At 59.9% G+C, this 26213-nt stretch carries 27 protein-coding genes; 16 read left to right on the top strand and 11 right to left on the bottom strand.

Annotated elements, in window-relative coordinates:
* Nucleotides 1-13: 13 nt before the first annotated feature.
* The 4 genes from ACIONG_RS01120 to ACIONG_RS01105 form a co-directional block, all read right to left on the bottom strand.
* The gene (locus tag ACIONG_RS01120) at nucleotides 14-3103 is read right to left on the bottom strand and encodes an efflux RND transporter permease subunit (protein ID WP_401296125.1); all 3090 of its coding nucleotides are present in this window, start codon (nucleotides 3101-3103) and stop codon (nucleotides 14-16) included.
* Nucleotides 3100-4209 carry an efflux RND transporter periplasmic adaptor subunit gene (locus ACIONG_RS01115; protein ID WP_401296123.1) on the bottom strand — a complete coding sequence of 370 codons (1110 nt, stop codon included), beginning with the start codon at nucleotides 4207-4209 and terminating at the stop codon, nucleotides 3100-3102. The genes ACIONG_RS01120 and ACIONG_RS01115 overlap by 4 nt, the downstream gene beginning before the upstream one ends.
* Before the next feature lie 268 nt (nucleotides 4210-4477).
* Nucleotides 4478-5104 (bottom strand): TetR/AcrR family transcriptional regulator, encoded by a 627-nt coding sequence (locus ACIONG_RS01110; RefSeq protein WP_103301970.1) that lies wholly within the window; start codon nucleotides 5102-5104, stop codon nucleotides 4478-4480.
* Nucleotides 5105-5176: 72 nt separating this feature from the next.
* Nucleotides 5177-6343, bottom strand: a complete 1167-nt coding sequence (locus ACIONG_RS01105) for an MFS transporter (RefSeq protein ID WP_401296121.1) — start codon at nucleotides 6341-6343, stop codon at nucleotides 5177-5179.
* 94 nt (nucleotides 6344-6437) lie between these two features.
* On the opposite strand from ACIONG_RS01105, the gene ACIONG_RS01100 reads away from it, so the two are divergent.
* A complete protein-coding gene (locus ACIONG_RS01100; protein ID WP_401296119.1) occupies nucleotides 6438-7343 on the top strand; it encodes a LysR family transcriptional regulator in 906 nt (301 codons plus the stop codon).
* A 176-nt stretch (nucleotides 7344-7519) separates the two neighbouring features.
* A complete protein-coding gene (locus ACIONG_RS01095; RefSeq protein ID WP_401296117.1) occupies nucleotides 7520-7984 on the top strand; it encodes a hypothetical protein in 465 nt (154 codons plus the stop codon).
* 198 nt (nucleotides 7985-8182) lie between these two features.
* On the opposite strand, the gene ACIONG_RS01090 is transcribed toward ACIONG_RS01095, so the two are convergent.
* Nucleotides 8183-9397 (bottom strand): aldose 1-epimerase family protein, encoded by a 1215-nt coding sequence (locus ACIONG_RS01090; RefSeq protein WP_401296115.1) that lies wholly within the window; start codon nucleotides 9395-9397, stop codon nucleotides 8183-8185.
* Nucleotides 9398-9736: 339 nt separating this feature from the next.
* On the opposite strand from ACIONG_RS01090, the gene ACIONG_RS01085 reads away from it, so the two are divergent.
* Together ACIONG_RS01085 and ACIONG_RS01080 are read left to right on the top strand one after the other, a co-directional pair.
* Nucleotides 9737-10165: a hypothetical protein gene (locus tag ACIONG_RS01085; RefSeq protein WP_401296114.1), complete on the top strand. Its 429-nt coding sequence runs from the start codon at nucleotides 9737-9739 to the stop codon at nucleotides 10163-10165.
* 260 nt (nucleotides 10166-10425) lie between these two features.
* Nucleotides 10426-10887 carry a hypothetical protein gene (locus ACIONG_RS01080; protein WP_401296112.1) on the top strand — a complete coding sequence of 154 codons (462 nt, stop codon included), beginning with the start codon at nucleotides 10426-10428 and terminating at the stop codon, nucleotides 10885-10887.
* Nucleotides 10888-10903: 16 nt separating this feature from the next.
* Here ACIONG_RS01080 and ACIONG_RS01075 read toward each other — a convergent pair whose 3' ends face one another.
* Nucleotides 10904-12148, bottom strand: coding sequence for an MFS transporter (locus ACIONG_RS01075; protein WP_401296110.1), 1245 nt, complete (start codon nucleotides 12146-12148; stop codon nucleotides 10904-10906).
* Between the two features lie 228 nt (nucleotides 12149-12376).
* Between ACIONG_RS01075 and ACIONG_RS01070 the strand changes: the two genes are divergently transcribed.
* The 5 genes from ACIONG_RS01070 to ACIONG_RS01050 all read left to right on the top strand — a co-directional run bounded on the left by ACIONG_RS01070 (nucleotide 12377) and on the right by ACIONG_RS01050 (nucleotide 18480).
* Entirely contained in the window at nucleotides 12377-13309 is a 933-nt protein-coding gene (locus ACIONG_RS01070; protein WP_401296108.1) for an AraC family transcriptional regulator N-terminal domain-containing protein, read from the top strand.
* 78 nt (nucleotides 13310-13387) lie between these two features.
* The gene (locus tag ACIONG_RS01065) at nucleotides 13388-13843 is read left to right on the top strand and encodes a (2Fe-2S)-binding protein (RefSeq protein ID WP_064118102.1); all 456 of its coding nucleotides are present in this window, start codon (nucleotides 13388-13390) and stop codon (nucleotides 13841-13843) included.
* Nucleotides 13843-16095, top strand: coding sequence for a molybdopterin cofactor-binding domain-containing protein (locus ACIONG_RS01060; RefSeq protein WP_401296106.1), 2253 nt, complete (start codon nucleotides 13843-13845; stop codon nucleotides 16093-16095). The genes ACIONG_RS01065 and ACIONG_RS01060 overlap by 1 nt, the downstream gene beginning before the upstream one ends.
* Before the next feature lie 17 nt (nucleotides 16096-16112).
* The gene (locus ACIONG_RS01055; RefSeq protein WP_401296104.1) at nucleotides 16113-17465 is read left to right on the top strand and encodes a c-type cytochrome; all 1353 of its coding nucleotides are present in this window, start codon (nucleotides 16113-16115) and stop codon (nucleotides 17463-17465) included.
* Nucleotides 17466-17475: 10 nt separating this feature from the next.
* Complete coding sequence (locus tag ACIONG_RS01050; RefSeq protein WP_401296102.1) at nucleotides 17476-18480, top strand: XdhC family protein; 1005 nt, start codon at nucleotides 17476-17478, stop codon at nucleotides 18478-18480.
* 9 nt (nucleotides 18481-18489) lie between these two features.
* Here the strand turns inward: ACIONG_RS01050 and ACIONG_RS01045 are convergent, their stop codons facing one another.
* On the bottom strand, nucleotides 18490-19077 hold the full coding sequence (locus ACIONG_RS01045; RefSeq protein WP_177431339.1) for a TetR/AcrR family transcriptional regulator: 588 nt from the start codon (nucleotides 19075-19077) through the stop codon (nucleotides 18490-18492).
* A gap of 139 nt (nucleotides 19078-19216) precedes the next feature.
* Here ACIONG_RS01045 and ACIONG_RS01040 point away from each other — a divergent pair, with 139 nt between their 5' ends.
* The gene (locus tag ACIONG_RS01040; RefSeq protein ID WP_401296100.1) at nucleotides 19217-20005 is read left to right on the top strand and encodes an SDR family NAD(P)-dependent oxidoreductase; all 789 of its coding nucleotides are present in this window, start codon (nucleotides 19217-19219) and stop codon (nucleotides 20003-20005) included.
* Nucleotides 20006-20132: 127 nt separating this feature from the next.
* The gene (locus ACIONG_RS01035) at nucleotides 20133-21131 is read left to right on the top strand and encodes an NADP-dependent oxidoreductase (protein ID WP_401296351.1); all 999 of its coding nucleotides are present in this window, start codon (nucleotides 20133-20135) and stop codon (nucleotides 21129-21131) included.
* 58 nt (nucleotides 21132-21189) lie between these two features.
* Here the strand turns inward: ACIONG_RS01035 and ACIONG_RS01030 are convergent, their stop codons facing one another.
* Nucleotides 21190-21801 (bottom strand): dTMP kinase, encoded by a 612-nt coding sequence (locus ACIONG_RS01030; RefSeq protein WP_103301955.1) that lies wholly within the window; start codon nucleotides 21799-21801, stop codon nucleotides 21190-21192.
* 420 nt (nucleotides 21802-22221) lie between these two features.
* Between ACIONG_RS01030 and ACIONG_RS01025 the strand changes: the two genes are divergently transcribed.
* A complete protein-coding gene (locus ACIONG_RS01025; RefSeq protein WP_401296098.1) occupies nucleotides 22222-23124 on the top strand; it encodes a bestrophin family protein in 903 nt (300 codons plus the stop codon).
* Here the strand turns inward: ACIONG_RS01025 and ACIONG_RS01020 are convergent.
* Nucleotides 23121-23489, bottom strand: coding sequence for a GNAT family N-acetyltransferase (locus tag ACIONG_RS01020; protein ID WP_401296096.1), 369 nt, complete (start codon nucleotides 23487-23489; stop codon nucleotides 23121-23123). The two genes, ACIONG_RS01025 and ACIONG_RS01020, sit on opposite strands and share 4 nt — an antisense overlap.
* A 12-nt stretch (nucleotides 23490-23501) precedes the next feature.
* On the bottom strand, nucleotides 23502-23672 hold the full coding sequence (locus ACIONG_RS01015) for a hypothetical protein (protein ID WP_401296094.1): 171 nt from the start codon (nucleotides 23670-23672) through the stop codon (nucleotides 23502-23504).
* A gap of 307 nt (nucleotides 23673-23979) precedes the next feature.
* Between ACIONG_RS01015 and ACIONG_RS01010 the strand changes: the two genes are divergently transcribed.
* The 4 genes from ACIONG_RS01010 to ACIONG_RS00995 all read left to right on the top strand — a co-directional run bounded on the left by ACIONG_RS01010 (nucleotide 23980) and on the right by ACIONG_RS00995 (nucleotide 25823).
* Nucleotides 23980-24129: a hypothetical protein gene (locus tag ACIONG_RS01010; protein ID WP_177431335.1), complete on the top strand. Its 150-nt coding sequence runs from the start codon at nucleotides 23980-23982 to the stop codon at nucleotides 24127-24129.
* Complete coding sequence (locus ACIONG_RS01005) at nucleotides 24126-24650, top strand: hypothetical protein (RefSeq protein WP_401296092.1); 525 nt, start codon at nucleotides 24126-24128, stop codon at nucleotides 24648-24650. The genes ACIONG_RS01010 and ACIONG_RS01005 overlap by 4 nt, the downstream gene beginning before the upstream one ends.
* 89 nt (nucleotides 24651-24739) lie before the next feature.
* Nucleotides 24740-25246, top strand: coding sequence for a peptide-methionine (S)-S-oxide reductase MsrA (msrA, locus tag ACIONG_RS01000; RefSeq protein ID WP_401296090.1), 507 nt, complete (start codon nucleotides 24740-24742; stop codon nucleotides 25244-25246).
* A gap of 67 nt (nucleotides 25247-25313) precedes the next feature.
* Complete coding sequence (locus ACIONG_RS00995) at nucleotides 25314-25823, top strand: GNAT family N-acetyltransferase (protein WP_401296088.1); 510 nt, start codon at nucleotides 25314-25316, stop codon at nucleotides 25821-25823.
* Nucleotides 25824-25895: 72 nt separating this feature from the next.
* On the opposite strand, the gene ACIONG_RS00990 is transcribed toward ACIONG_RS00995, so the two are convergent.
* Nucleotides 25896-26135: a hypothetical protein gene (locus ACIONG_RS00990; protein ID WP_103302441.1), complete on the bottom strand. Its 240-nt coding sequence runs from the start codon at nucleotides 26133-26135 to the stop codon at nucleotides 25896-25898.
* Between the last annotated feature and the right edge of the window lie 78 nt (nucleotides 26136-26213).

The raw sequence follows: 26213 nt of genomic DNA, 5'->3' as shown, positions 1-26213 counted from the left end.
TCAGGCTTTGTCACTACGCCAGTTTGACTGTTTCAGGCTGAGTCTTGTGGTCAGGGCGGATCTTGAACCAGATGGAGTACATCGCCGGCAGGAACACCAGCGTCATGATGGTGCCAACGAACGTGCCGCCGATCAGGGTGTAGGCCAGCGTCCCCCAGAACACCGAGTGTGTCAGGGGCATAAACGCCAGGATGGCCGCAAGCGCCGTCAGCAGCACCGGCCGCGCGCGTTGCACCGTGGCTTCGACCACGGCATGAAAGGGGTCCAGACCTTCTTGCGTGTTGTGATGAATTTGCCCGATCAGAATCAGCGTATTGCGCATCAAGATCCCCGACAGCGCAATTAGCCCGACCAGCGCATTGATGCCAAACGGCTGATTAAAGAGAAGCAGCGTCGGCACCACACCAATCAACCCTAACGGCGAGGTGAGGAAGACCATGATCATCGCCGCGATCGAACGCACCTGCACCATGATGATCAGCAACGTCATGGCGATCATGATCGGCAGCAACGGCAGGATCGCCTTGCCCGCCTTGCCGGATTCCTCGATAGCCCCCGCCTGCTCTATCCGGTAACCGGAAGGCAGGGTCTCGATGATCGGCTGCAACTGCTTGAGGATCACACCCGAAACATCCGGTGGCTGCAAGCCTTCGGCAATGTCGCCCCGCACGGTGATGGTCGGCGTGCGGTCGCGGCGGCGCAGAATCGGATCCTCCATGCGCACATCGACCTCGCCGATCTGCGACAACGGTATGCGTTGCCCCGCGGCGCCGACCAGGGTGAAACCTTTGATCTGCGCCGGGTCGAGCCTGATATTGCCCGCCGCACGCCCGACGACTTGCACAGAACGAATATCCTCGCGAACCGCGGTGATCGGCACTCCGCTCAGCAGAAACTGCAGTTGCTGGGCAACCGCATTGGAGGTCAGCCCCACTGCCTGCAGACGGTCCTGATCGAGACTGAAATGCAATGTCGGAGTCAGCGGCCCCCAGTCAGTGTTCACCGTTCTCATCATCGGGCTGTCTTGCAGCACGCCGCGGACCTGCTCGGCGATATCGCGCAGCTTCGCCGGATCAGGGCCCATCACCCGGTAGGCAACCGGAAACGGCGAATAAGGACCAAAGACAATTTGCGACGCCCTGAGACGGGCCTCCGGGGCGAGCCCTTCGGCAACGGCCTGACGAAAACGCAATTTGAGGGTTTCCCGCGCCGCCTCACTGTCCGAGAGCACCACGATCTTGGCGAACGATGGATCGGGCAGTTCTGGCGCCATCGCCAGGAAAAAACGGGGCGCACCTTGCCCGATGTAGGCCGTGACGATTTTTGCCTCACCCTGCTTGTGCAGCCAGGCTTCGACCTTGGCGGCCGTGGCGCTGGTCTGCTCGATCGAAGTGCCGTAGGGCATTTGCACTTCGATCATGACCTCGGGTCGGTCAGACGTCGGGAAGAACTGCTTTTTCACCAGGCCCATGCCCGCCGCCGCCACGAAGAACAGCGAGAAAACCGCTGCCGCGACCAGCCATTTGTGCGCAATAACCTGCGTCAGCACCCGGCGGAAGCGGTTGTAACGCGGCGTGTTGTAGATAGCCGCATGGCCACCTTCAACCTTCTTGATGTCCGGCAACAACTTCACGCCCAGATAGGGGGTGAACGCCACCGCAACGAGCCAGGACGCGATCAACGCGATGCCGACAATCCAGAACATGTTGCTGGTGTACTCGCCAGCAGTGGACTGTGCAAAACCGTTCGGCAAAAAGCCAATCGCAGTCACCAGCGTACCGGCCAACATCGGCGCCGCCGTATGGCTCCAGGCGTAGGCGGACGCTTTGATGCGATCGTAGCCCTCCTCCATTTTCACCACCATCATTTCAATGGCGATGATCGCGTCATCGACCAACAACCCTAGCGCGAGGATCAATGAGCCGAGGGTAATCCGATCGAAATTCTTGCCGGTGGCGGCCATCACCACGAACACGATCGCCAGGGTCAACGGCACAGCGGCAGCGACCACCACCCCGACCCGCCAGCCCATACTCAGAAAGCAAACGAGCATGACCACCAGCAACGCGACGAAAAACTTGACCATGAACTCGCCGACAGCGGAGTCGATATTGACTGCCTGGTCGGTGACTTTGGCGAGGGTCATGCCCAATGGCATTTCTGCATTGATCCTCGCGGTCTCGGCATCCAGCGCCTTGCCCAGATCGAGACCGTTCCAGCCCTCGCGCATCACAACGCCCAGCAGCAGCGCGTCTTCACCGTTATTACGCACAAAAAAGGTGGCAGGATCTTCGTAACCGCGTTCAACCGTCGCCACATCAGAGAGCATCAGTGTGCGGCCCTGAACGGAGACCGGTGTGTCGCGAATTTTTTGCACCTTGTCAAAAGCACCGTCGAGACGCAGAAACACCTGTGGCCCATTGGTTTCGATGGAGCCGGCGGGCGTCAGCACGTTCTGACTGTTCAGCGCGGCGAAGATCTCCTGCGGCGACAAGCCGAGGGTGGCCAACCGCTCATGGGAAAACGAAACGTAGATGCGCTCGGCTTGCTCACCGATGATGTTGACCTTCTTCACCCCCGGCACATGCAACAGACGCTGGCGCATGGCTTCGGCATCACGCACCAGCAAGCGCTGTGGCTCGCCTTTGGCTTTCAAGGCGAACAGCGCGAAAGTCACGTCGGAAAACTCATCGTTGACCATCGGCCCGATCACACCGGCCGGCAGCCTGATGGCTTCATCGTCGAGTTTCTTGCGTGCTTGATAGAACTCTTCCTGCACTTGCGAGGGCGGCGTGCTATCGAGCAACGACACCATCGTGAACGCCAGTCCAGGGCGGGTGTAGGTTTCCGAGCGGTCGTACCACTTGAGTTCTTGCAGGCGCTTTTCAAGGGGCTCTGCGATCTGATCCTGCATCTCCTGCGCCGTCGCGCCCGGCCACGCGGTAATGACGGTCAGCTGCTTGACCGTAAACGGTGGATCTTCCGCTCGACCCAGTTGAAAGAACGACAAAGTCCCCGCAACGGCAATCAGAAAAATCAGAAACACCGTGATCGCCCGCTCGCGCACGGCGATGGCCGAAAGATTGAAGCGCCCCTGACTCATGGACGGCTCCCGGCAACGCTGGCCGCGCTCTGCTGCGGCAATCGCACTTCTTCGCCATCGCGCAGCAGATGTGCGCCCAACGCTACAACCTGCTCACCGGCAGTGAGGTCGCCGGCGATGCGGGCGGAATCATCGCTCACCCCCAGCACCTGAACCGCTCGCCAGTTCACTGTTGCCGGTGTTCCGGCGATCACCCACACACCCGGACCTTTGCCCGGGTCGTAAACGGCGGCGATGGGGACTTGTAACGCCTGTGTCTGCGTGGCGCCTTCGGCAATGCTGAGGGTCACGGTCGCACCGATCGGCGCATTGGCCAGCGGCCCCTCGAGCACATAGCGCGCCTCAAACGTGCGCGTTGTTTGATCGGCCGAGTCCGAAAGCAGCCGCAGTTTCACCGTCACCGCCGCTGAACTCACCCCATAGAGGCTCGCTTGCGCGGTAGAGCCAGCGGCCGGGCGCAGGGTTTCGGGCAGATGCACGATGGCTTCGCGTTGCCCTGCGCGGGCCAGGCGCACCACCGGTTGTCCCGGGCTGACCACTTGGCCAGGCTCGGCGAGTGTTTCCACCACCACGCCGTCCGCATCAGCGACCAGCAGCGCATAACCCGAAGCATTACGCGCTACGTCCGCCTGCGCTTGCGCGGCGTTGAGCTGCGCCTTGGCAGTCTCCGCAGCGGCTCTGTACTGGTCGTAGGCTGATGCCGAAATGGCGCCAACGCCGACCAGTTTGCGATAGCGAGCCTCATCGTCGGCCGTCTGTTTGGCCCGGGCGTGAGCTGCAATGACCGCCGCCTGCTGCGCCCGCGCTTGCAGCCCGAGGTCGATCGGGTCGAGTCGCATCAGCGGCTGCCCTCGCTTGACGGCCTGTCCCGTATCAACCAGACGTTCGAGTACCTTGCCCGATACACGAAAACCCAAATCGCCCTGAACGCGCGCCGCGACCACGCCCGTGAAAGCGCGAGCGACATCGGGTGACGTTTGAACAGCAGCGGATCTGACCAGCGGCGCCTGCGTACGGGGATCTGCGACGCTGGCAGATTCGCCACAGGCGGTCAGGGCAAGAGGCAACAAGCATGCGGCAATGGGGAAAGGTCGGAGCCGGCGCATAGATTCCCTTACTGAGGAATAGGATGATCATCATATTCTCAGTCTTGTGACCAATATCGTCAATGGTCACCTATCGAGAAATAACTGCATCCTGACCAGCAGCAATATTGGACTATCGATCGTCTGAGTGTGCGACTCGCTATTGCTATGGTTACCTGACATCCAGACGTGCATGTAGTCATATCATTAATATGACCAATTCAGTCAATAGTCACTAAGAGGGTGTCGCCTGGAATTGATTCGCCTGAGAATTTTGCTCAGGGAAGGGTCAAGGCATGAGGCTGCGCAGGATCAGATTGGTGGTCAGCGTGGGCGCTTGCTCGATCAGATCCAGATTGTGTTGCAACAGCAGCGGGTTGACGAAAGGTCGCAGCGCCAGATTGATCGCCTCGACGGTCTCGTCCAGCGGCGTCTTGCGTTCGAACTCCCCCGCTTCTCGACCTTGACGCACGATGTCGAAGATAAAGCCCTTGATCTGCGCTTCATACACCTGGGCACTGTTCCAGCGCTCCGATGCGGAAAACGCCGCGATGTCGTAGAGCTTGCGATCGTTGAAGAACAGGTCCACACCCGTGGCGATCACGGTTTTCACCAATCGGCGCAAACGCTCGGTCGCTGAAATGGCTTCTGCGTTAACGGCCTGTTCGACAGCGGCAGCGATCTGGCCCAGACAATTGGCGCAAATGGCCTCGCCAATCGCCTGCTTGGAATCAAAGAATTTATAGATGTACGCTTTGGAAAAACCGATGGCCTTGGCCAAATCGGAAACCGTGGTTTTAGCGTAGCCATACTGGCTGAAGTGTTCGTTGGCCGCAGCGACAATCTGGTCACGAATGTCGTGCTCGGCGGGGCCACGAGTGCTCGGCGAGGAGGTAGATAGAGATGGCTGGTTCATGAGGGCAGCTTACTCACCCCATCAAGGACTGACAACTCGCCGAGCATTGTTCAACTGTTCACCGCGAGCTTGTCACACCACGGTGGCTGCAATCATTCTGGAACGCCAGGCAAACGCCAACACCATCAGCAGCCCCAGGCCCGCCATCGCCGCTCCGGCCAGGGAGATCGCCGGATAACCCAGACCCGCGTTGATCACCGCGCCACCCAGCGCTGCGCCAATCGCGTTGCCGAAATTGAAGGCGCCGATGTTCACCGCCGAGGCCAGATTGGGCGCGTCCTTGGCCGCTTCCATGACGCGCATCTGTAGCGGCGGCACCAAAGCAAAGCTGGCGATACCCCAGATCAGGATGGCCACGGCGGCCGGCAGCGGCCAGCGCATCAGTATGGTGAACGCCAGCAAGACCAGAATCAGTACGCTCAGCGAGACGATCAGGGTGCGATCGATCGAGCGGTCAGCAGCCTTGCCGCCCCACATGTTGCCCAGCGTCAACCCGACACCGTAAAGCATCAGCATGGCAGTGATGTAAGCGGTGGACGCATGGGTCTCGCTGCTGAGGATTGGTGCGATGTAAGTGAACACGGTAAACATCGCACTCGAACCGACGACGGTCAGGGCCAGTGCGGCCAGCACCGGTCCGCGCCCCAATACTCGAATTTCCGCCATGACACCGACACTTTGCGGCGCCCGCACGTTGGGCAAGGCGAACCACAACGCGGCCATGGTCACCACGCCGAGGCCAGTAATGCCCCAGAACGCGGTGCGCCAACCGAACAGTTCGCCAAACCAGGCGGCCAGCGGCACACCGCCGATGGTCGCCAGCGTCAGGCCCATGAACATCGCCGCGACCGCCCCGGCACGTTTCTCCGGAGCGACCAGGGTGGCGGCGACGACGGAGCCAACGCCAAAGAAGGCACCGTGGTTCAGTGAGGTTACGACCCTGGCGATCATGAGGCTGTAGTAATCGGTGGCCAACGCTGACATCAGATTACCGAGGGTGAAAATCGCCATAAGCCCGATCAGCAGAGAGCGCCGGGGAATCCTGCCGGTGGTCAGAGTCATCAGTGGTGCGCCGAGCAATACGCCCAGCGCATAAGCACTGACCAGCAAACCGGCAGCGGGAATGGAAACGCCCAGATCCGCGGCGATACCCGGCAACATGCCCATGGGGGCGAATTCTGTGACACCGATGCCGAAGGCACCGATGGCGAGTGGAACAAGTGGTGGATTGATACGCATGGAAAACTCCTTATCTATGCCGCCAATGCTACGATCCCGTCTTTTCAGGCGGTAGATAGCATTTTTGGCAATCACCTTTGCGTAGGAGGCACAAGTGGATTTCAACGGCAGGTCAGGTGAAATGAGCGTGTTCACCACCGTGGCGCAGGAAGGCAGCCTGTCGGCCGCCGCGCGCGCACTGGGCCTGACACCCTCGGCTGTCAGTCGGATCATCGCGCGCACCGAGCAACGTCTTGGCACCCGCCTGCTGTTGCGCACCACTCGAGCGATCACCTTCACCGCCGAGGGCGAAGCGTTCCTGCGCGGCGCCCGGCGGATCCTCGCCGACATGGATGAGGTCGAAGAAGCCATTGCCGACCAAGGCGTGCCCAAGGGGCGATTGCGGGTCAGTGCCGCCCTTGGCCATGGACGCCTGGCCATCGTTCCCTTGGTCGCAGCCTTCAGCGCGCGTTACCCGAACATCGTTGTCGACCTCACCCTCGGCGACGAAGTGGTCGATATTCTCGCCGGACAGGCCGACGTCGCAGTGCGCTTCGGCCACCTGCCCGACAGCCCGCTGAGCGCACGCAGGATCGGCGACACCGGCCAGGTCGTCGTGGCGTCGCCCGAGTATCTGCAGCGGCACGGCGTCCCGCAGGAACCGGAAGACCTGCTCCAGCACAACTGCCTGCGCTTCAATTTCAAGCGTGCCGAACCCAACTGGCCATTTATCCGCGATGGCAAAGCGTTTTCCCTGAAGGTCAGCGGCAACATCGAATGCAGTAGCGGTGAAGCGCTGGCACAACTCGCGCGAGTGGGTGCCGGCATTGCACGTATCGGAGAGTTCAGCGTGAGCGAGGATCTGCAGCGCGGCGACCTGATTGCGCTGTTGCAAGACTGGAACCCGGGGGATCAGGAACCGATTCATGCGGTGTTCGTCGGTGGCGCGGCGATGCCGGCGCGGGTGCGGTTGTTCGTGGACTTCTTGCTGGAGCATCACCGGATGTCAGCGCAGGTATAGGCTGATATTTGCGCAGCCGCATTGCGGATAATTCGGCGCGTGCGAATGACATCCCAAACAACAAGGTGCGGAGCAAGGAAGTCACCCCTTGAGTACATTTCGAAAGTATCTTTGCCTGGACTTGTTACTTTGGATCTACCTTCGGTTGCTGGAATACCACGCTACCGCTGATCATCGTGCAGCGAGGAAGCCTGCTGGAGCTGGCCGCCTACGAAACAGCGCTCGCACTCGCGGCGATCATTTCGATGTTGTGTCTGGCGCCGCGTGTTGAGTCGATGCGCCGTAGTACGGCGCTCAAGGTGGGCTGTTTTGCGATCTTGATGGCCAGCGTATTGCGATACTTTTTTGCCGCAAACTGGTATTCGCTTGATGCGCTGATACTGATCGATGTGATCGCTGAATCAGCATTTGGAATGATCCAGCCTCTTTTGGGCATCTATCCTGCGGAAACCGTTGATAAACATCGTGCGGAGGCTGCATTTCGCGTCCGACGCATCGTTGTTACTGTTGGCCGGGTTGCTGGGCCTTTGTCGGCGGGTATTGTGATTACGGTTTCCTCACTGGAGGTCTCACTGCTATCTGTGTCGATAGTCCATGCGTTCAAAAAAAGATATGGCACTTTAAAAAGTTCACACCTGTAAGCCTACAGGTTGTTCTGGCGGGCTTATGGTGAAAGTGGTCGTTTGGCAATGCTCTTTGGCAAAGGTGGCCGGTTAGTGCCTCTCGTGAGGATTAGAAATCCACTCAAGCCTGACCTTCGCCAAAGGCAGCAGTCGGCCAAGAGCCGACAGTCTCTGTCGTTGCGAGCAGCTCATCGGTCGACAATGCCCAGGTCGGAGTCACCCCTTGGTCAGATCAACCAACGGCGTCTCCCGCACCTCCGTCTCGCGCCCACCCTGAATCTCGCTCACCTGCTTCAAGGCCTTATCCACTGCCGCCTTATCCGCCAACAAGCTGTAGCTGATGCGGAACTGCTTGTGTTCCTTCGGCCCAATTGTCGGCACCAGGTTCAGTGGCCGCTGATAACGGCGGTTGTAGGAAAAACTTGTCCCCGGCTCCAGCCCCGTGACATAGCCCTGGCCTTGGGTATCGGTGTTTTTCCACAGGGAAAACACCGGCAGTGTCTGCGTATTGAAACCGACCGAAATGCCCAGGCTGCCGGCCTTGTTATGCAACACGGTCAACGTATCGCCCTTCGCATCGGCATACGGCACCACGTTGTAAACCGTTTCGTCGTAGTCCTTGGTCGGCGCGCGGTAGGTTTGCCATTCGGGCAGATCGCCCTTGGCCTTGTCGTTGAACGGCGACACTTGCTTCACCGGCGCGGCGAAACGAGCGCCCTGCTCCAGGAACGGGGTGCTGAAGTTACTGTGATACAGCGCCTGGTATTCCTTCGGATAGTCGCCGTTGTTGGTCAGGGTGTCGTTGAGGGCGAACACTACGCTGCCGGGTTCGGTGACCAGTTCCGTCGCGACGGAGAAGTCGACCTTCTTGAACGCCTGCTCTTTCAGTTCGCCGCGCAGGGTGATGGCGTACGGTGGTATTTCATCGATGTGCAGGGTGACTTTGTTTGCGGGAATGTTGGCGGCTCGACCGTGCAGGGTCAGCAGTTCGCCGTTGTCGACGCCGGGGTGGCCGACCCATTCGTATCCGCAGCGGGTGACCAGCTCATTGAAACCTTCCAACCAGCCCAAACCACCGCGGCCATTGAGTTCGATGAAGGACGGATTGACCACTTCCTTGACCGGCGAATCCCAGCCCATGCGCACATTGCCGACCGAGGCCTGCAAGACATTCATTCCCCGTGTCGGCACTACCGAGAGTTTCATCGTACCGTTATCGATGTCGACAATGCTGACGCCTTCCTGCCGACCGCCATGCAAGGTGCGCAGGCTAACGCTGAAGGGTTTATCGGTTTTTATGCCGAGTTGCTGGCTGGTGATCTGCCAGTTCTGGGCGGCTTTGTCGGTGTCGAGCAGAACGTAATCCCAGGCCATGGCGTGGGAGGCAGCGGACAGTGCGCTGAGGGCAACAACGAGTTTGAGCGGGGTCATGGCAGCAGCCTTTCTTGGAGTTATGCGCTTTTTATAAACGTGATGAAACGTTTCAGCAAGCTTAAATGGCGATGCCACGCTGGTGTATGCCGAGAAAGATATCGATAACCCGGAAATCGAGTCGACACCCTGTCGCAAATCTGCCGCTAGCTTCTTCCGCTCTCTGGCAGCCACCGCCACGGGCCCATTCGCCTAATGTCAGCAGACAGTGGCCGCTCAGGAACGTCCGCTTTCGGCCAGAAGCTGACCGTCAGCATGCTCCCCTCGAAGGACTCCTGATCTATAGTCACTGAAGAATCCATAGGAAGCGGTGAAATTCAACTTGCAGGGAGCGTATGAATGACTCGATTGCAAACACTCAAGTTGATTCAGATAGGCATTGCCCTTCCAGCCTATACCGTACCTTCAAGCACTACATTCGTCTTCACTCTTTGGTTCACCATCACCTCGACGATCAACCTGTTCACCTCACAATCCTTTTCAGGTTGGGGGGTGATCATGTTGTGGCTTCTGCTGTCGCTGTTCTCGCAATGGGCATGCTGGAGTATTTTTTCCGACTCGCTGGAGGACAGCCCCTCTGTGCAACACCTGCCACTACTTTTACTTGGGGTTTTGTTAACACTGATTCTAGGTTTGAGTGCCTGGGTCCTTTTTCACATAGGCCTAATCTGGCTTATGTGCGGAACACAAGGCATTGCAGCCGGCGTGCTTTTGACGATCAATTGTGTAAGGAAAAGACGTCAAACTGGCGACATGCTCAGTGAATGAGTTCATCAGGGGGGCGGCCCTTTGCTGAGAGTGGAGGCGTAAAGCAGGTGTTCTCTATCAGCCCATGCAACCGTTCTTCCACTGGATACAACAAAGCCCTGACTATTCAGGGCTTTGTCGTTTCTGGGGGACGCGCGACCTGCTCCACATGGGTGGATCGCTTGCGCAGCCCTCATGTAACCCGAAAACACGCCGATACCGTCCAGCAGCACGGAAGCACCGCAGCAGCACTGACTCCCTAGAAGGCAGGAACCCAAACAATGTTGGAACACCTCTGGCGCAACATCCATTCCCCGGACTACTTGCCCAACGTACTGGAGTGGATGCTCCATATTCTCCTCAGCCCGTTCATGGTGATCATGTGCCTGATGGTCGGCGCGCTGGCCGGCAAATGGTGGAGAGCACTGCCCTACGGCAGTCTGACTTGTTATGTGGTCTTTCTGAGCCGGTCTTCTTTCTATCGGTGGGAAAGCATTTTCCCCATAGCCGGCCTGCCTGCGCTGGCGATAGATGGCGCACTGCTTGCGCTGCTCGGCTTTTATTTGAAAGGCGTACTCAGAACCCGCGCAGAAGCAAAACCCGAAGGCCATTGGCTGCGCAGGCTTTATCAAGGCCTTAAGGTCGTCATGCGGACAATCATGGTGATGTTCTGGGCAGTCGTCGTGCTGTTTGTTGTGATCTTCACTGTCTCGGTCGCTAACCAGCCGTCATTGGCGCATTGAGCAGCTTCCTGCTTGATCAGACAAATCGGGAACCAGCTTCGCCGGACACAGCGCTCGAATGAGCTGCCGACTCAACAAGATGAACTTCCGTGGCATTGCGCCCCGCCAGCCAGGCCAGCACAGACGCGGCGACCAACACCGCAGCACTGAGCTCGAATGTGGCTTTGTAACCACTCAGATCAAAAGCCAGACCGCCAATGATTGCCCCTCCCGCGATCGCCAGTTGGACAATGGCCACGAGCAAGCCGCCTCCGGCCTCCGCATCATCCGGCAGCGTTTGCGCCAGCCATGTCCACCAGCCGACCGGCGCGGCGGTAGCAACCAGTCCCCAGAGCCCGAGCAACACGGCAGTCAGCACCGGTGAATGGCCGAAGCTGACCAACGCTAGCGCGATGGCCGCCATGATCAGCGGGATGACGGTCAACGTGCGGTAGAGGCCGCGACCCATAAACCGTTCGATCAGAAAGGTGCCGATAAAACCGGCCAGTCCCAACCCCAGCAGCATCAAGGACAACGTTGAAACACTGACGCCCGTCACGCCTTCAAGAAAGGGCCGCAGGTAGGTGAACAGCATGAACTGGCCCATGAAAAACACGCTGACGGCGACCATGCCCAAGGCGACTGGCAATTGCTTCATCAGCCGCAGGACATTGCCGCTACCGGCCTGGCGCTCGACCTTGAACGACGGAAGACTGATCAGCAGCCAGACGGCGGCCAGCACGGCGACCGGAACGACGCAGAAGAATGCGCCGCGCCAGCCGATCAGCGAGCCGAGAAAGCTCCCCGCCGGAGCGGCGATGACCGTGGCCAGCGCGTTACCGCCATTGACGATGGCCAGCGCTCGGGAAACCTGATCGGGCTGCACCAGACGCATTGCGGTCGCCGCCGAGAGAGACCAGAAACCACCAATCGCAATCCCGATCAGGGCACGTCCAAACATGAATGACGGGTAGCCCGGGGCGAACGCGACGACCGTACCGGAGACGATCATCAACAAGGTCAGGCCCAGCAGCAACGTCTTGCGTTCGATGCGCGCGGCGACCGAGGCAATCAGCAGGCTGGTGATCAAGGCAAAGGCACCGGACACGGAAATCCCCTGGCCTGCCTGGCCTTCGGTGATGTGCAAGTCGGCCGCAATCGGCGTCAGCAAGCTGACGGGCATGAACTCTGAAGCGATCAGGGCGAATGCGGCCAACGACATGGCCAGCACCGCGCTCCAGCCGCCTGTTCTTTTAGAAGGATCTGTAGAAGGAAACGTCATGAGAACTACCTGTGGTGCGAAAAACCTGTGGATGTGATGCGCAGGGGCAAGCAGTCAATCGCCCTGGCGGGCACTGTCCCTGTAACAGATAGACACATTCTCCCGGTCAATCCGGCCCTTCCCTAGTGCATTCCTCTTGAATGCTTGCCTGATCCTCTGGCGATGCAGGGTGATGGATAGGAAACGTCTCGCGCGCGGATTAGAGTTCGGTCAACAGGAGTGACCTACATGATCCCTACCCCCCCGCCCCAGGAATCGCCTCTGGCGTTGAACATTGACCCGCGCGTGAGCGCGCCGGGGGACTTCGCCACGGCCATACCCGGTTTGTCGCTGTTTCGTCGCGACCAGCCGGCGCCACCCGTGGTGTGCATGATCGAACCCAGCCTGATTCTCGTCGGTCGCGGCGAAAAGCGTTTGTGGGTCGGTGGTGAGGGTTACAGCTATGACCCTTCGCGGTTTCTGGTGACGTCGCTGGATCTTCCCGCCAACTCTGAAGTGACGCTCGCCAGTCCCGCCCAGCCCTGTGTCGGGCTGGTACTGAAACTGGATGTCAGCATGTTGGCCGAGGTCATCACCAAGAGCGGCTTGCCCACCAAGCGGCAGCCATCAACGGGAACGGGCGCCGCGATTGGCAGCCTGTCCTCTGCGCTGGAGGGCGCGCTCGATCGCCTGCTGGCATTGCTCGATGAACCCGAAGCGATCCCGGTGCTGGCGCCGCTGATTCTGCGCGAAATCCACTATCGGTTGCTGCACACCGACCAAGGTGCGCGGCTGCGGCAGATCACTGCCGTCGATGGTCAGGGTTACCGCATCGCCAAGGCGATTGACTGGCTCAAGGTCAATTACACCGATGCCCTGCGCATCGACGATCTGGCCGCGCGGGTGCAGATGAGCGCGCCGACCTTTCACCATCATTTCCGCCAGCTCACCGGCATGAGCCCGCTGCAGTACCAGAAGTGGCTGCGGCTCAACGAAGCGCGGCGGCTGATGTTGGTCGAGCGCCTCGACGTGTCGCGCGCGGCTTTTGCCGTCGGCTATGAAAGTCCTTCGCAGTTCAGCCGCGAATATGGCCGGCTGTTCGGAGCCGCGCCGAGTCGTGACATCGCCGTTTTGCGCGGGCAGCCATTCGAGGCAGAAGCGCTCGGCACAGTAGCGAATTGAACGAAAACCGGTGATGCGCCTCGCCGCGTGTCGCCGCCAATAACAATGCACGTCAACCGATGATCAAGCGGGTGAACCATGGAACTACGAATCAACCAGAAGACCTATCAGGTCGATGCCGACGCCGATACACCCTTGCTGTGGGTGATCCGCGATGATCTGGGCATGACCGGGACCAAGTACGGCTGCGGACTGGCGCAATGCGGCGCCTGCTCGGTGCTGGTGGACGGCAATGTGGTGCGCTCGTGCGTTACGCCGGTGGCCGGTGTGGTAGGTCGCGAGGTCACCACCATTGAGGCCATCGAAAGCGATGAAGTGGGCAAGCGGGTGGTCTCGACCTGGGTCGATTTGCAGGTCGCGCAGTGCGGCTACTGCCAGTCCGGGCAGGTGATGGCGGCCACTGCGCTGCTCAAACAAAACCCTAAACCGAGTGATGCGCAAATCGAGGCAGCGATGGTCAATCTGTGCCGCTGCGGGACGTACAACGCCATTCATGCCGCCGTGCATGAGCTTGCCGGCAAAGGAGACGCCTGATGACCGTTCGCATCGACCCTTCACAGCAAGCCTCGGTACTGGATCTGCACGAACCGATCAATGTATCCCGCAGGCGTTTTCTGACCGGGACTGCCGTCGGCGCGCTGGTCCTCGGTTTCGGCCTGCCGCTCGGTACAACACGCGTGCAAGCGGCTGCGGCAACTACGACGGCCGAGCGCGGCACGCAGGTCCCGGCGTTTCTCGAAATTCGTCCGGACAACCGCGTGCGTCTGCTCTGCCCGTTCATGGAGGGCGGACAAGGTACGTTTACGGCGATGGCGCAGATTGTCGGCGAAGAGCTAGATGCTGATCCGTCGACCTTTCTGGTCGAGGCCGCCCCGCCCGGCGAAGCCTATGTGGTGTTGGAAAACGGCATGCGCATCACCGGCGGCAGCATGTCGGTGCGCCTGAGTTACCCGGTCATGCGCCGCCTCGGCGCCCTCGCCCGCGCCATGCTGCTGCAGGCGGGCGCGCAACAACTTGGCGTGCCAGTCAGCGAGTTGAGCACCGAGCCTGGCAAAGTCGTGCATGCCAAGTCGGGCCGCTCGTTGGCTTACGGAGAATTGGCCGAGCGCGCGATGGATCTGCCGGTTCCCGATCCGGCTTCGGTGCAACTGCGTGATCCGAGCCAGTTCCGCTGGATCGGCAAACCGGTGAAGCGTCTCGATGCTTACGACAAGTCCACCGGCAAGGCGCTGTACAGCATCGATCTGAAGGTCGACGACATGCTCCATGCCGCCGTTCAACATGCCCCGCGCCTAGGCATGACCGTGGGCAACCTGCGCAACGAAGACCAGGTCAAGGCAATGAAAGGCGTGCATTCCGTGCATCGTCTGCCGGGTGCCGTGGCGGTGGTCGCCGAGCGCTGGTGGCACGCCAAACGTGCGGTCGAGGCGATTCAGGTCGACTGGCAAGAACCAACGGCCGAGAGCAAAGTGCGGCCGATGCCCGCCGACTTTTCCAGCGATGCCTGGTTCAAGCGCCTCGCTGAAGATAAGGGCCCTGCCAAGGATGATGAACATGAAGGTGATGTGGCTGCGATTCTCAAAGAGACCAAGACCCGGATCGACGCCACTTACCACAACCAATACCTGAACCACGGCCAACTGGAACCGCCTTCAGCCCTGGCCCGATTCAATCCGGACGGTTCGCTGGAAGTCTGGCTGCCGAATCAGGCGCCGGACATGTTCCGCGCCGACATCGCCAAACGCACGGGCCTCGATCCGTCGCGCATCATCTTGCATTCACCGCTGCTGGGTGGATTCTTCGGTCGGCATTTCCTCTACGATTCGGCCAGTCCCTACCCTCAGGCGATCGCCCTGTCCAAGGCCGTTGGCCGCCCGGTCAAACTCATCTGGAGTCGCGAGGAAGAGTTCCTGCGTGATGTGCTCCGCCCGGTTGCGGCGGTGAATTTCCGTGCCGCGCTGGACAACGACGGCTGGCCGCTGGCAATCGAAGCGATCAGTGCCACCGAAGGTCCGACCGAGGCCCTCGCCGGCAAGCAAGGTGAAAAGCTCGACCCGACGGCGCTTGAAGGCTTGTCGGGCAAGTCTTATGCGATCCCCAACAAGCGCATCGCGCAGATCTACGTCAAAGGCCCGGCCATGCTCGGCTACTGGCGTTCGGTGGGCAATTCCCTCAACGACTTCTTCTATGAATCGTTCCTTGATGAACTGGCCGACAAGGGCGGCAAAGACCCGTTCGACCTGCGCCTGCATTTGCTGCGTGACAACAAACGGCTGACCACCTTGCTGCAAGCAGTGGGTGAACTGTCGGGCGGCTGGAAGCGCGGTCCGTTTACCGCCGAGGATGGCAGCCGACGTGCGCGTGGCGTGGCCATGGCTTCGCCGTTCGGTACAGAGACTGCGGTAATCGCCGAGGTGTCCATCGAAAACGGCCAGGTCAAGGTGCATGACATCTGGCAGGCGATTGACCCGGGCAGCATCGTCAACCCGGCAATTGTCGAGGCGCAGGTCAATGGCGCCGTGGCGCTGGGGCTGTCGCAAACCCTGGTGGAAGAAGCCGTGTGGGTGGATGGCAAACCCCGGGCGCGCAACTACGACTTGTATCCGATCCTGCCGCCTGCGCGGATGGCACGGGTACACGTGCGTGTGGTCGAGAGCGGGGAAAAAATGGGTGGCATCGGTGAACCGCCGTTGCCAGCGGTCGCGCCCGCCGTCGCCAACGCGGTGGCGACGCTAACCGGTCAGCGGGTGCGCAGCCTGCCCATGAGCCGACACACCTTCACTTGATCAGCGCCGGAGCGTCCATGAATAACAGCCGATTCGCAAGAACCGTAAGCTGGCTGGCAGTGCCGTGCCTGGTCGCGGCAGGCCTGCTGGCCTGGTATGTCACCCGCGAGCCCGTCTCGCACCTGGAAAATCCTCAGATCGCCGTGGCCGACATCGAGCCGGCGCTGGTAGCGCGTGGCGAATACGTCGCCCGGCTCAGCGATTGCGTGGCCTGTCACAGCGTGCCGGGCGGTGCGCCGTTCGCCGGAGGACTGGAAATGGCCACGCCGCTGGGCGCGATCCATGCGACCAATATCACCCCGGACACGGAAACCGGGATTGGCCACTACAGCCTCGCGGACTTCGACCGAGCGGTGCGCCACGGCGTGGCACCCGACGGTCGCCGGTTATACCCGGCGATGCCCTACCCGTCCTACGCCAAGCTCAGTGACGATGACGTGCGTGCGCTGTATGCGTTCTTCATGAAGGGCGTGGCGCCGGTCAAACAGGCGAATGTCCCGAGTTCGATTCCGTTTCCGCTGAACCTGCGCTGGCCGATTGCACTGTGGAACGGCGTGTTTGTCGACGCCGAGTCTTACGTGGCCAAACCGTCGCAGGATGAACGATGGAACCGTGGCGCTTACCTCGTTCAGGGCGCCGGGCACTGTGGCAGTTGCCATACGCCGCGTGGTCTGGCGTTCAACGAGAAGGCACTGGATGAATCCGGTAAACCGTACCTCGCCGGGGCCTTGCTCGATGGCTGGTATGCGCCGAGCTTGCGTGACGATCACAACACCGGCCTGGGCCGCTGGAGCGAGCCGGAGATCGTGCAGTTCCTCAAGACCGGACGCAACCAACACGCGGTGGTCTACGGCTCGATGACCGAAGCGTTAAACAACTCCACGCAGTTCATGAGCGATGATGACTTGGCCGCTATTGCCCACTACCTGAAGTCGCTTCCCGGCGATCGCGAACGAGATGGCGCGCCTTGGCAGTATCAAGCGGTTTCGGCAGCGGAACGACTGGACTCGCCCGGTGCTCATACCTACGTAACGCGCTGCGCTTCGTGCCATGGTCTGGACGGCAAGGGCCAGTCCGAATGGATGCCGCCGCTGGCGGGCGCCACCTCGGCGCTGGCCAAGGAAAGTGCCTCGGCGATCAACATCACCCTGAATGGCTCTCAACGAGTAGTCGCGGCCGGCGTGCCCGACGCCTATCGCATGCCAGCCTTCCGTGAGCAGTTGTCGGATCAGCAGATCGCCGAAGTACTGACCTTCATGCGCAGCACCTGGGGCAATCAGGGCAGTGCTGTCGATGCGCAGACGGTTGGCGAGTTACGTGAACGCACCGATCCGGCCAGCAGCAGCCCGATCATTCTGCAGATGCGCTGAGGAGACACTGATGGAAAGCATCGACTTGCTGGTCCTGCGCACGGCGCGGGACTGGCTCGCTGCCGGCGAGCGTGTACTGCTCGCCACCGTGGCGCGCACTTGGGGTTCATCACCACGGCCGACAGGTTCGATGATGGCCTTGCGTGACGACGGTCGCGTGGTGGGCAGCGTATCCGGCGGCTGCATCGAAGACGATCTGATCCATCGCTACACCACGGCCCATGGCGGCAGCGCTTTTAGCGACAGCGCGCCAGAAATGGTGCGCTATGGCGTCAGCGCCGATGAGGCGCATCGCTTCGGTTTGCCCTGTGGCGGCACGCTTGAACTGGTCCTTGAGTTCAACCCGGCGTGGCAGTCTCTTGATGAGTTGCTGACGCAACTGGACGCCGGGCAACTGGTTCGTCGTTGCCTGACGCTGGAGTCCGGTCAGGTCATGCTCGAACCGACTGCGACGCCGGAACAGTTCAGCTTCGATGGCGCGCAAATGCTCAATACCTTGGGGCCGGGCTATCGGATGCTGATGATCGGTGGCGGCGCGCTGGCCGAGTATCTGGCGACCATGGCGTTATTCAACGGGTTCAAGGTGGCGGTATGCGACCCGCGTCCAGAATACATCGAGACCTGGGCGGTAGACGGTGTGGAGTGCATCGTCGGCATGCCGGATGATGTGGTGCGCGACTTTGCGGTGGATCTGCGCACCTGCATCGTCGCCTTGAGTCATGACCCCAAACTCGATGATCTGGCCTTGCTTGAAGCGCTGCACAGCCCAGCGTTCTACATCGGTGCCATCGGCTCACGGCGCAACAGCCAACTGCGCCGCGAACGCCTGATCGAGCATTTTGGCGAGACCGAGGCCTCGCTTGAGCGCCTGCACGGGCCAATCGGCCTCTACATTGGCAGCAAGACGCCTGCGGAAATCGCCGTCAGCGTGATGGCCGAGATTCTTGCAGCGAAGAATGGCGCCCGCCTGCCGCAAGCGTTTTCAATTGCCAGGGCCAAAGCGCTGGCGGAGTGAGCCGCGCTTCTATTGCACATCGACGTTATCGGTCGGCAACGACGCCAACATCTCAGCGCGGCACACCTCAAGGATTTCGTCCGCCAGTGCAGAGTCATCCGGGCAGGCACGCGACAGGATAATCGCGCCGACGGCACGCGACAGCAGGTCGATCATCTTCTTGCGTCCCGCCCCCGCATCCGCGTCCGGCCCAGTCGGGTATCTCTCTCCCAAGGTTTGCACGGTGTGTTCAATACCCTCGGCAAACGTCGCTTTCACATCGTCCGACTGACGCGCCGCGTCGCCGCCCAGCGCGGCCATGGTGCAACCCTCGCTACGTCCGTCGCGATGTTCTCTGTTCACGTAGACGTTGATGAAGCCGGGAACATCCAGCGCCTGTGCGCCTGTCAGCGATTTGCCCAGACTGCACGCCGAGGCTTCGGCCATAAGGTCGGCCTTCGACCCGAAGTGTTTATAGAAACCGCCATGGGTGAAACCGGCGGCCGCCATGAGATCCGCCACACCGACGCCATCAAAGCCGCGCTCTCGGAACAGCGTTGAAGCCGTTTCAACGATGTGTTCTCGGTTGGCCTGCGCCTGGGCCTTGGTCACTCTCACGTGCAATACCTCGTGTTTACCGGGAAATCCTGCGTCCAATCATACATAGATGCCGACCATAATCAAAACCGTTGACAGTTTAGATTTCGATCATCATCCTAATTGCACACACACCGTGCTTCATCTGAGAGAGATACCCATGACAACTCGCCCTACTGTTTTGATCACTGGTGCCTCCACCGGCATTAGCGCCATCTACGCCGAGCGCTTCGCGCAACGCGGCCACGATCTGGTGCTGGTCGCCCGTGATCAGGCGCGCCTGGACGCACTGGCGGCGCGCTTGCGTAGCGGATACGACGTCGCCGTCGATGTCATCCCGGCGGACTTGACCCAACTTGGCGATCTACGCACCGTGGAGAGCCGCCTGCGCGACGACGAGCGCATTGGCATCCTCGTCAATAATGCCGGCGCGGGATTGTCCGGCAATTTTGTCGAGCAAAGCACCGACAGCATTGCGCAACTGGTCGCCCTCAACACCACGGCGCTGGTGCGTCTGGCCAGCGCCATCGCTCCACGTCTGGCCAAGGCCGGTGACGGCGCAATCATCAACATCGGTTCGGTGGTCGGCCTGGCGCCAGAGTTAGGCATGACGGTCTACGGCGCGACCAAGGCATTCGTGCTGTTCCTGTCCCAAGGACTGAGCCTGGAACTCTCGCCTCGGGGCGTCTACGTACAGGCCGTGCTGCCCGCCGCCACCCGCACCGAGATCTGGGATCGCTCCGGCATCGACATCAACACGTTGAGCGAAATCATGGAAGTCGACGATCTGGTCGATGCCGCGCTGGTCGGTTTCGATCGCCGCGAACCGGTAACCATCCCGCCGCTGCACGAAGCGGAGCGCTGGGATGTCCTGCAGGGCGCACGTCAGGGGCTGATCGGGCAGATCCGCCAGTCTGCGGTTGCCGAGCGCTACCAGACGCCAAAGTGATTTTTTGCTGGCAAGTATCGGCACCGGATTCGACGCAGGCGCAAGGCCGTGCATCGAATCCGTCCTGCTATTCAGCGCCGTCAGGCAACGGCTGCCACTCCTTACAACTGACAAGAGCTGCGTCACGATGAAAGCATTTTTAATCGATCGCTATGGCAAGCACACCGGGCGCATTGGCGAGGTTCCTGCCCCCGCAGTGGGGGCCCACGACGTGCTGATCGAGGTACAGGCCAGCAGCGTCAATGTGCTGGACTCCAAGATCAGAAAAGGCGAATTCAAACTGATCCTGCCCTATTCGTTTCCATTGGTACTGGGCAATGACCTCGCGGGCGTCGTGGTGGAGGTCGGTTCGCAGGTGAAACGCTTCAAACCGGGAGACGAAGTGTACGCTCGCCCGCCAGAAGCGCGGATCGGCACGTTTGCCGAATTGATCGCGGTGCATGAAAACGCCATCGCCCTGAAACCCGGCAACGTCAACATGGCACAAGCCGCGTCCCTGCCCTTGGTCGCACTGACCGCCTGGCAAGTGCTTGTCGAGACCGCTCGCCTGAAGAAAGACCAGAAAGTGCTGATCCATGCGGGCTCCGGCGGTGTCGGCAGCATCGCCATCCAGCTTGCCAAACACATCGGTGCCTATGTCGCCGCCACCACCAGCACCGCAAATGTCGAATGGGTGACGGCACTGGGTGCCGATCTGGTCATCGACTACACCAAGCAGGACTTCGCCAGCGTCTTGCACGGCTACGACGTGGTGTTGAACAGCCTCGGTGCCGATGTCCTGGAGACGTCAGTCAAGGTGCTCAAGCCCGGTGGCCAGCTCATTTCCATCTCAGGGCCGCCCACGGCAGCGTTCGCGCAGGAGCAAGGGCTGTCTTGGCCTTTGCAGCAAGTCATGCGCCTGCTGAGCCTTGGCATTCGGCGCAAGGCACGCAAGCAGGACGTCAGCTACGCGTTCGTATTCATGCGGGCCAATGGCATCCAACTGCAACAAATCACCGCGCTGGTTGAGGCCGGCATCATCAAACCGGTGATTGACCGCGCCTTCAGCTTTGCATCAACGGCAGAGGCACTGAAATACGTCGAGCAGGGACGCGCCAAAGGCAAGGTCGTTATCACGATCAAATGAGCATGCCGCCCCTTGATGAGCCGACCGAAGAGCGGCAAGCGCTGAATGGGCCTGGATGTCACCGAAGCACTTTATAGATCTCGTTCATCACCTGCATCGATGCCGCTTCGACTGTCCCTTCGTTACGGCATAAAACCCAGCCGTGATCGGCAACCGCTTGCTCGAACATCTCGGTACACGCTACATGCTCCGCGTGCTTGCGGATCACAGTGCCGCCCAGTCCCCGCGAGCGTGTCGTTGCTCTTGCCCATGAAATATCCGGTGCGGTGACAACCCCGACATGCAGATCCGGCACACGCACCTCCCGCTCAATGTTCAACTTGAGAATCTCGGCAAACGGCACAGTATGGCGGAACGCGGCGTCCGACGGATACCAGCGATCAATCAGGATAATGCTGCCCAACGGCTGTTCAGGCAGCACATGCCGGGAGATCCAGCGACGGCTATCAGCGAAACGCTGACACACCGCCCACTCCAGATCCCGCGAAGGATTTCTGGCGAGTTCGTTAACCAGAGCCATGGTTTCGCCCCGGTAAGGATCGCTTTTCCTCTCGCAAAGTCGGATGACTTTGTGGTTGTCAGCCCGCAGTCCTGCCGTAACGGCCTCCAACAGCGTGGTTTTGCCGGTGCCCTTGGGCCCATCCAGAGAAACAAACAGCGGAGGATTCATTGTTCACGCAACGATTGAGACATTGATGAACACTCTAACCTCATTTCTGACATTCAATGAGCTCACCCCAGCCATTGCCAACACTTCCTCCCCAGTTTCATCGTGATCAGACACGTTTTCCAACGAAGCCTCTCCACGCGAGGCGTGGATCCCGCTTATGCCACTGGCTACGCAGATTGACCGTGTCAATCTCCCAACAGCTTCTTCAAATCCACGCGAAACAGGCAACAAGTTGTTTCACTTATCTGGCAATGGCCGCATGCATGCGCGGCTCGCGGGTTACAGAGGAGCAGAAACGTAAGCTGGGGGCCTTCAGCCAGTTGTTTCCCAAGCGGGCCGACATCAGCCTGCGAACCTTTACCCAGAAACCACCGTCCGAGCTAAGGCATCAATGCTTACCGCTCGCCACGAGGTTTCCGTTTGAAAGCTGCCATCGTCAAAAAATACCGTCTGATCATCAAGACCATGGGCTATGTGGGCTGGTCGCTGTTCTGGCTGTTGCTCTGGGACATCGCCGTCACCGTGGACTTCATGCTGTTTCTCAACGCCAAGATCAACCTGCCGCTGATGCCGCTGACCTTGCTCGGTTCGGCTCTGGTGGTGCTGATCAGTTTTCGCAACAGCAGCGCCTACAACCGTTGGTGGGAGGCGCGGACGCTGTGGGGCATGATGATCAACAGTTCTCGCAGCTTCGCCCGTCAGGTCCTGACGCTGCTGGATGACCCCGGCAGTGAAGTGAATCCGGTCAAGTCGACGTTGCTGCGCCGCCACGTGGCGTATGTCAATTGCCTTGCGGCGCACCTGCGGGGTCAGCCTTGTCCGGAGGAAGTGCGGGCATTTATTCCCGCTGACGAGTTCGCCCGCAGTGGCACCACCAACAACTTTGCCAACGACATTCTCACCGGTTCCGCGACCCTGCTCGCCCGGGAATATAAGGCCGGGCGCCTGGACAGCATTCGCCTGGCGCGGCTGGAGTCGACGCTGGTGGATTTGTCCAACAGTCAGGGCGGCATGGAGCGGATCGCCAACACTCCACTGCCCTACCCTTACGTGTATTTCCCGCGTCTGTTTATCTCGCTGTTTTGCCTGATCGTGCCCGTGGGGTTGGTGGAATCGCTGGGCTGGTTCACCCCGCTGGCCTCGACCGTGGTCGGCTTCATGCTGCTGGCCATCGAACGCATCGGCACCGATCTGCAAAGCCCGTTTCGCCACAGCGAACACCAGATCCAGATGGAAGCTCTGTGCGAAACCATCGAGAAAAACCTGCAATCGATGCAGCGTGATTCTTTGGGTGATGTGCGCAAGCAAGTAGAGAACGCTTAACCGGTACGCTGCGCCTCCGCCCATTGCGTGCGGCTCAGTCCGTAGCACTTGCAGGGTTTGCACACGTTGCCCATGGTCAGCTCGGCGTCGTACAAGTGCACGGCGCCCAGCTTCAGCGTGGCTTTTTGTGATCGAAAGTTGGTGGGCGCGATGTGCAGGTAAACGGTGTCATGCGTCTTGAATGCGTGTTCCAGCATCAGCCGCTTCAGCTCGTGATTACTGGTGCCGCCCCATTTTTCCCGCACCAGAAAGGTGTACCCGATAGCGATACCCTCGGGCCGATCAGGTGGCGCGTAGTAGCTCGACGTACCGACGATTTTTCCCGATTTTGTATCGATTACGGTGAGCGCCGTTTTCGTCGCCAATAGCGAGGAAAACTAGCTTTCGAATACCCCACGCTTATAGCGATCGGTGGCGGGATGGCCAGCCCAGACCAGCGGATCACTCGCTGCCTGATACAAGCCTTCAAGGTCATTTTCGGCCAACGGTTGAAGCCTCAGCGTGGGGCCACACAATGTGGGTTGGCAGTCGAAATCGGTTGCGGACATGGAGGCTTTTCCATAGGGCCAATGAGCATGTCGCGAGTCTAAACAGGCCGGGAGCCAAGGAAAGATCCATTACCGAGGATATTGATGGGACCATCCGGCAATTCGCTTCAATGTCCGGCAAACCCGACCCCGGAGCGGGACATAATTTTTATGCCTTAAAAGCATTGCGCGCCCAGCCTTTGTCCCGCCGCACATATGCCACAAACGTATAAACAGCTATTTTTTTAGTATTTTATTTCCTCATTTCTACATCGTTATAAGTGCGCCTTCGATCCAGTACCCCGCTGGAATTTGCAGGAGCATCCGTGTGAATCGAACGACTTCGCCAAGCAGAATCTCCCTTCCGAAAATTGCGCTGACCCTGGCCGCAGTGCTGGTGTCCAGTCTGACGCTGGCGGATACGGTCAAGGAAATTCGTATCGCCGTGCCGGACATCAGCGCCGGCCCGATCAGTTGAAAGTCATGCAGGGGATTTCGCCAGTGATCGGCCAGACGCAGAGCGAAGCGGAAGACAAATATCAACAGTTGCAGAACCTGGTCGAACCCCGGGTCGGGCTCGCGATGCTTGCGGGCATGGCCGGTGGCTTCGACCTTTCCGAATACGATCTCGACGGTCCCTTGCCGGAACTGCCACTGAGCAACTCGATGCAAAGCCGTCAGGCCCTGTTCATCGATCTGGCCCGTCGGGAAAACCTCAGCATTCGTCAGTTGTACCTGAAAGTCGCCGGGGCCCGCGGGCACCACACCGTGATCGGCACGCCGAAAACCGTGGCCGATACCCTGGAGCAATGGTTCGTCGAACAGGCCGCCGACGGTTTCAACATCATGCCGCCGTTCCTGCCTGAGGGGCTGGATGACTTCGTCGAGGGCGTGGTGCCGTTGCTGCAACAGCGCGGACTGTTCCGCCACGAATACAGCGGCTCGACCCTGCGCGAGCATTTGGGACTCGAGCGACCGACCAATCGTCACGCTCGCTGACTATTTGCGCGGTGCGGTCTTGGAATTGCTCAGCATGCCCTCATAACCATGGCTATACCCAATGTTCCCCCCGAGAGGAAGGACACACCATGACCGCACCAACCGAAACTGCCATTCTTGCCGGCGGCTGCTTCTGGGGCATGCAGGATCTGCTGCGGCGCTACCCCGGCGTGCTGCACACGCGCGTCGGTTACACCGGCGGCGATGTGCCGAACGCCACCTACCGCAACCATGGCAATCACGCCGAGGCCATCGAAATCGAGTTCGACCCTGCCGTGATCAGCTATCGGCAGATTCTCGAATTCTTCTTCCAGATTCACGACCCGAGCACGCCCAACCGTCAGGGCAACGACCTCGGGCCCAGCTACCGTTCGGCGATCTACTACCTCAGCGAACAGCAACGCGACATCGCCGAAGACACCGCCGCCGACGTTGACGCGTCCAAACTGTGGCCAGGTCGGGTGGTCACCGAAATCGAACCGGCGGGACCGTTCTGGGAAGCGGAACCAGAGCATCAGGATTATCTGGAGCGCATCCCCAATGGCTACACCTGCCATTTCATTCGCCCGAACTGGAAACTGCCAAAGCGCACCTGAGTACAAGATTGCTGGCGCCACTCATCTGTGACACGTTGGCGAGGACGTTAATTTTTCAGGGAAGATCATGGACATTCGATCAACGCAAACCAGGGACTGGAAGCTGCTCAAGCAAGTGCGACTCGCTGCACTGTTGGACGCCCCGACAGCGTTTGGTGTGAGTTACCCATCCGCCGCTGCCTACACCGAAGAACAGTGGCAGGAACGCGCCTCGTCAGCCGGAACGGAATTCTGGCTGGCCTTCGAGCAAGACCGACCTGTCGGCATGATCGGTGCGGCCGTCAGCGATTCGCAGCGCTTCAACCTGATCGGGATGTGGGTTGAGCCTGCTGCCCGCGGTTCTGTGGCGGCGACTCGGCTGGTCGACGCCGTAAAGGCCCGCGCCACGCAGCGAGGCTTTGATCGGGTGTTCCTCGACGTCTCTCCCGACAACGCGAGAGCCGCGAATTTCTATCTGAAACAAGGCTTCGAGTTTCTCGATGAATGGGAACCGCTGGAAAGTCACCCGCATATTTCGGTGCAAACCATGTGCTGGGTGTGCCAGGAGGCAAAAGCGTTGGCTTTGAAAGTGCACTAGCGGTCGATCAATCCCTACTGCCTAGCAACACGGTCAAGTCAGCCAGGGCATAAAGCCCTGGCAGATAGCATGTCACTTTTTCTTTTTCGCAGGTTTTTCAGCCTTTTTCGAGTCCTTGGCCTTGTCTGGCTTGCTGTCAGCTTTCTTTGCAGACTTTTTCGGTTCGGCGTCTTTTTTCTTGTCTTTCTTATCGGAAGATTTTGAAAGCGCCGAGGCCGCTGCGGATTTCTTTTCAGGTGATGACTTTTTGTCCTTCAAATCCTTGCTGGCTTTCGAAGCTTCACCTTTGCCTTTCTTTTCGTCTTTAGCCACGCTGACCACCTCTCGGAGTATGCCGGTATTGGCACAACGCCTGTGCAATTGACCACAAGCTGATCATTAGGGTGAGCG

This window comes from Pseudomonas sp. NPDC087817 (genome assembly GCF_044742875.1).
Lineage (GTDB): Bacteria > Pseudomonadota > Gammaproteobacteria > Pseudomonadales > Pseudomonadaceae > Aquipseudomonas.
Note: the sequence above shows the minus strand (reverse complement) of the source record. Positions and strands in the feature narration are given on the sequence as shown.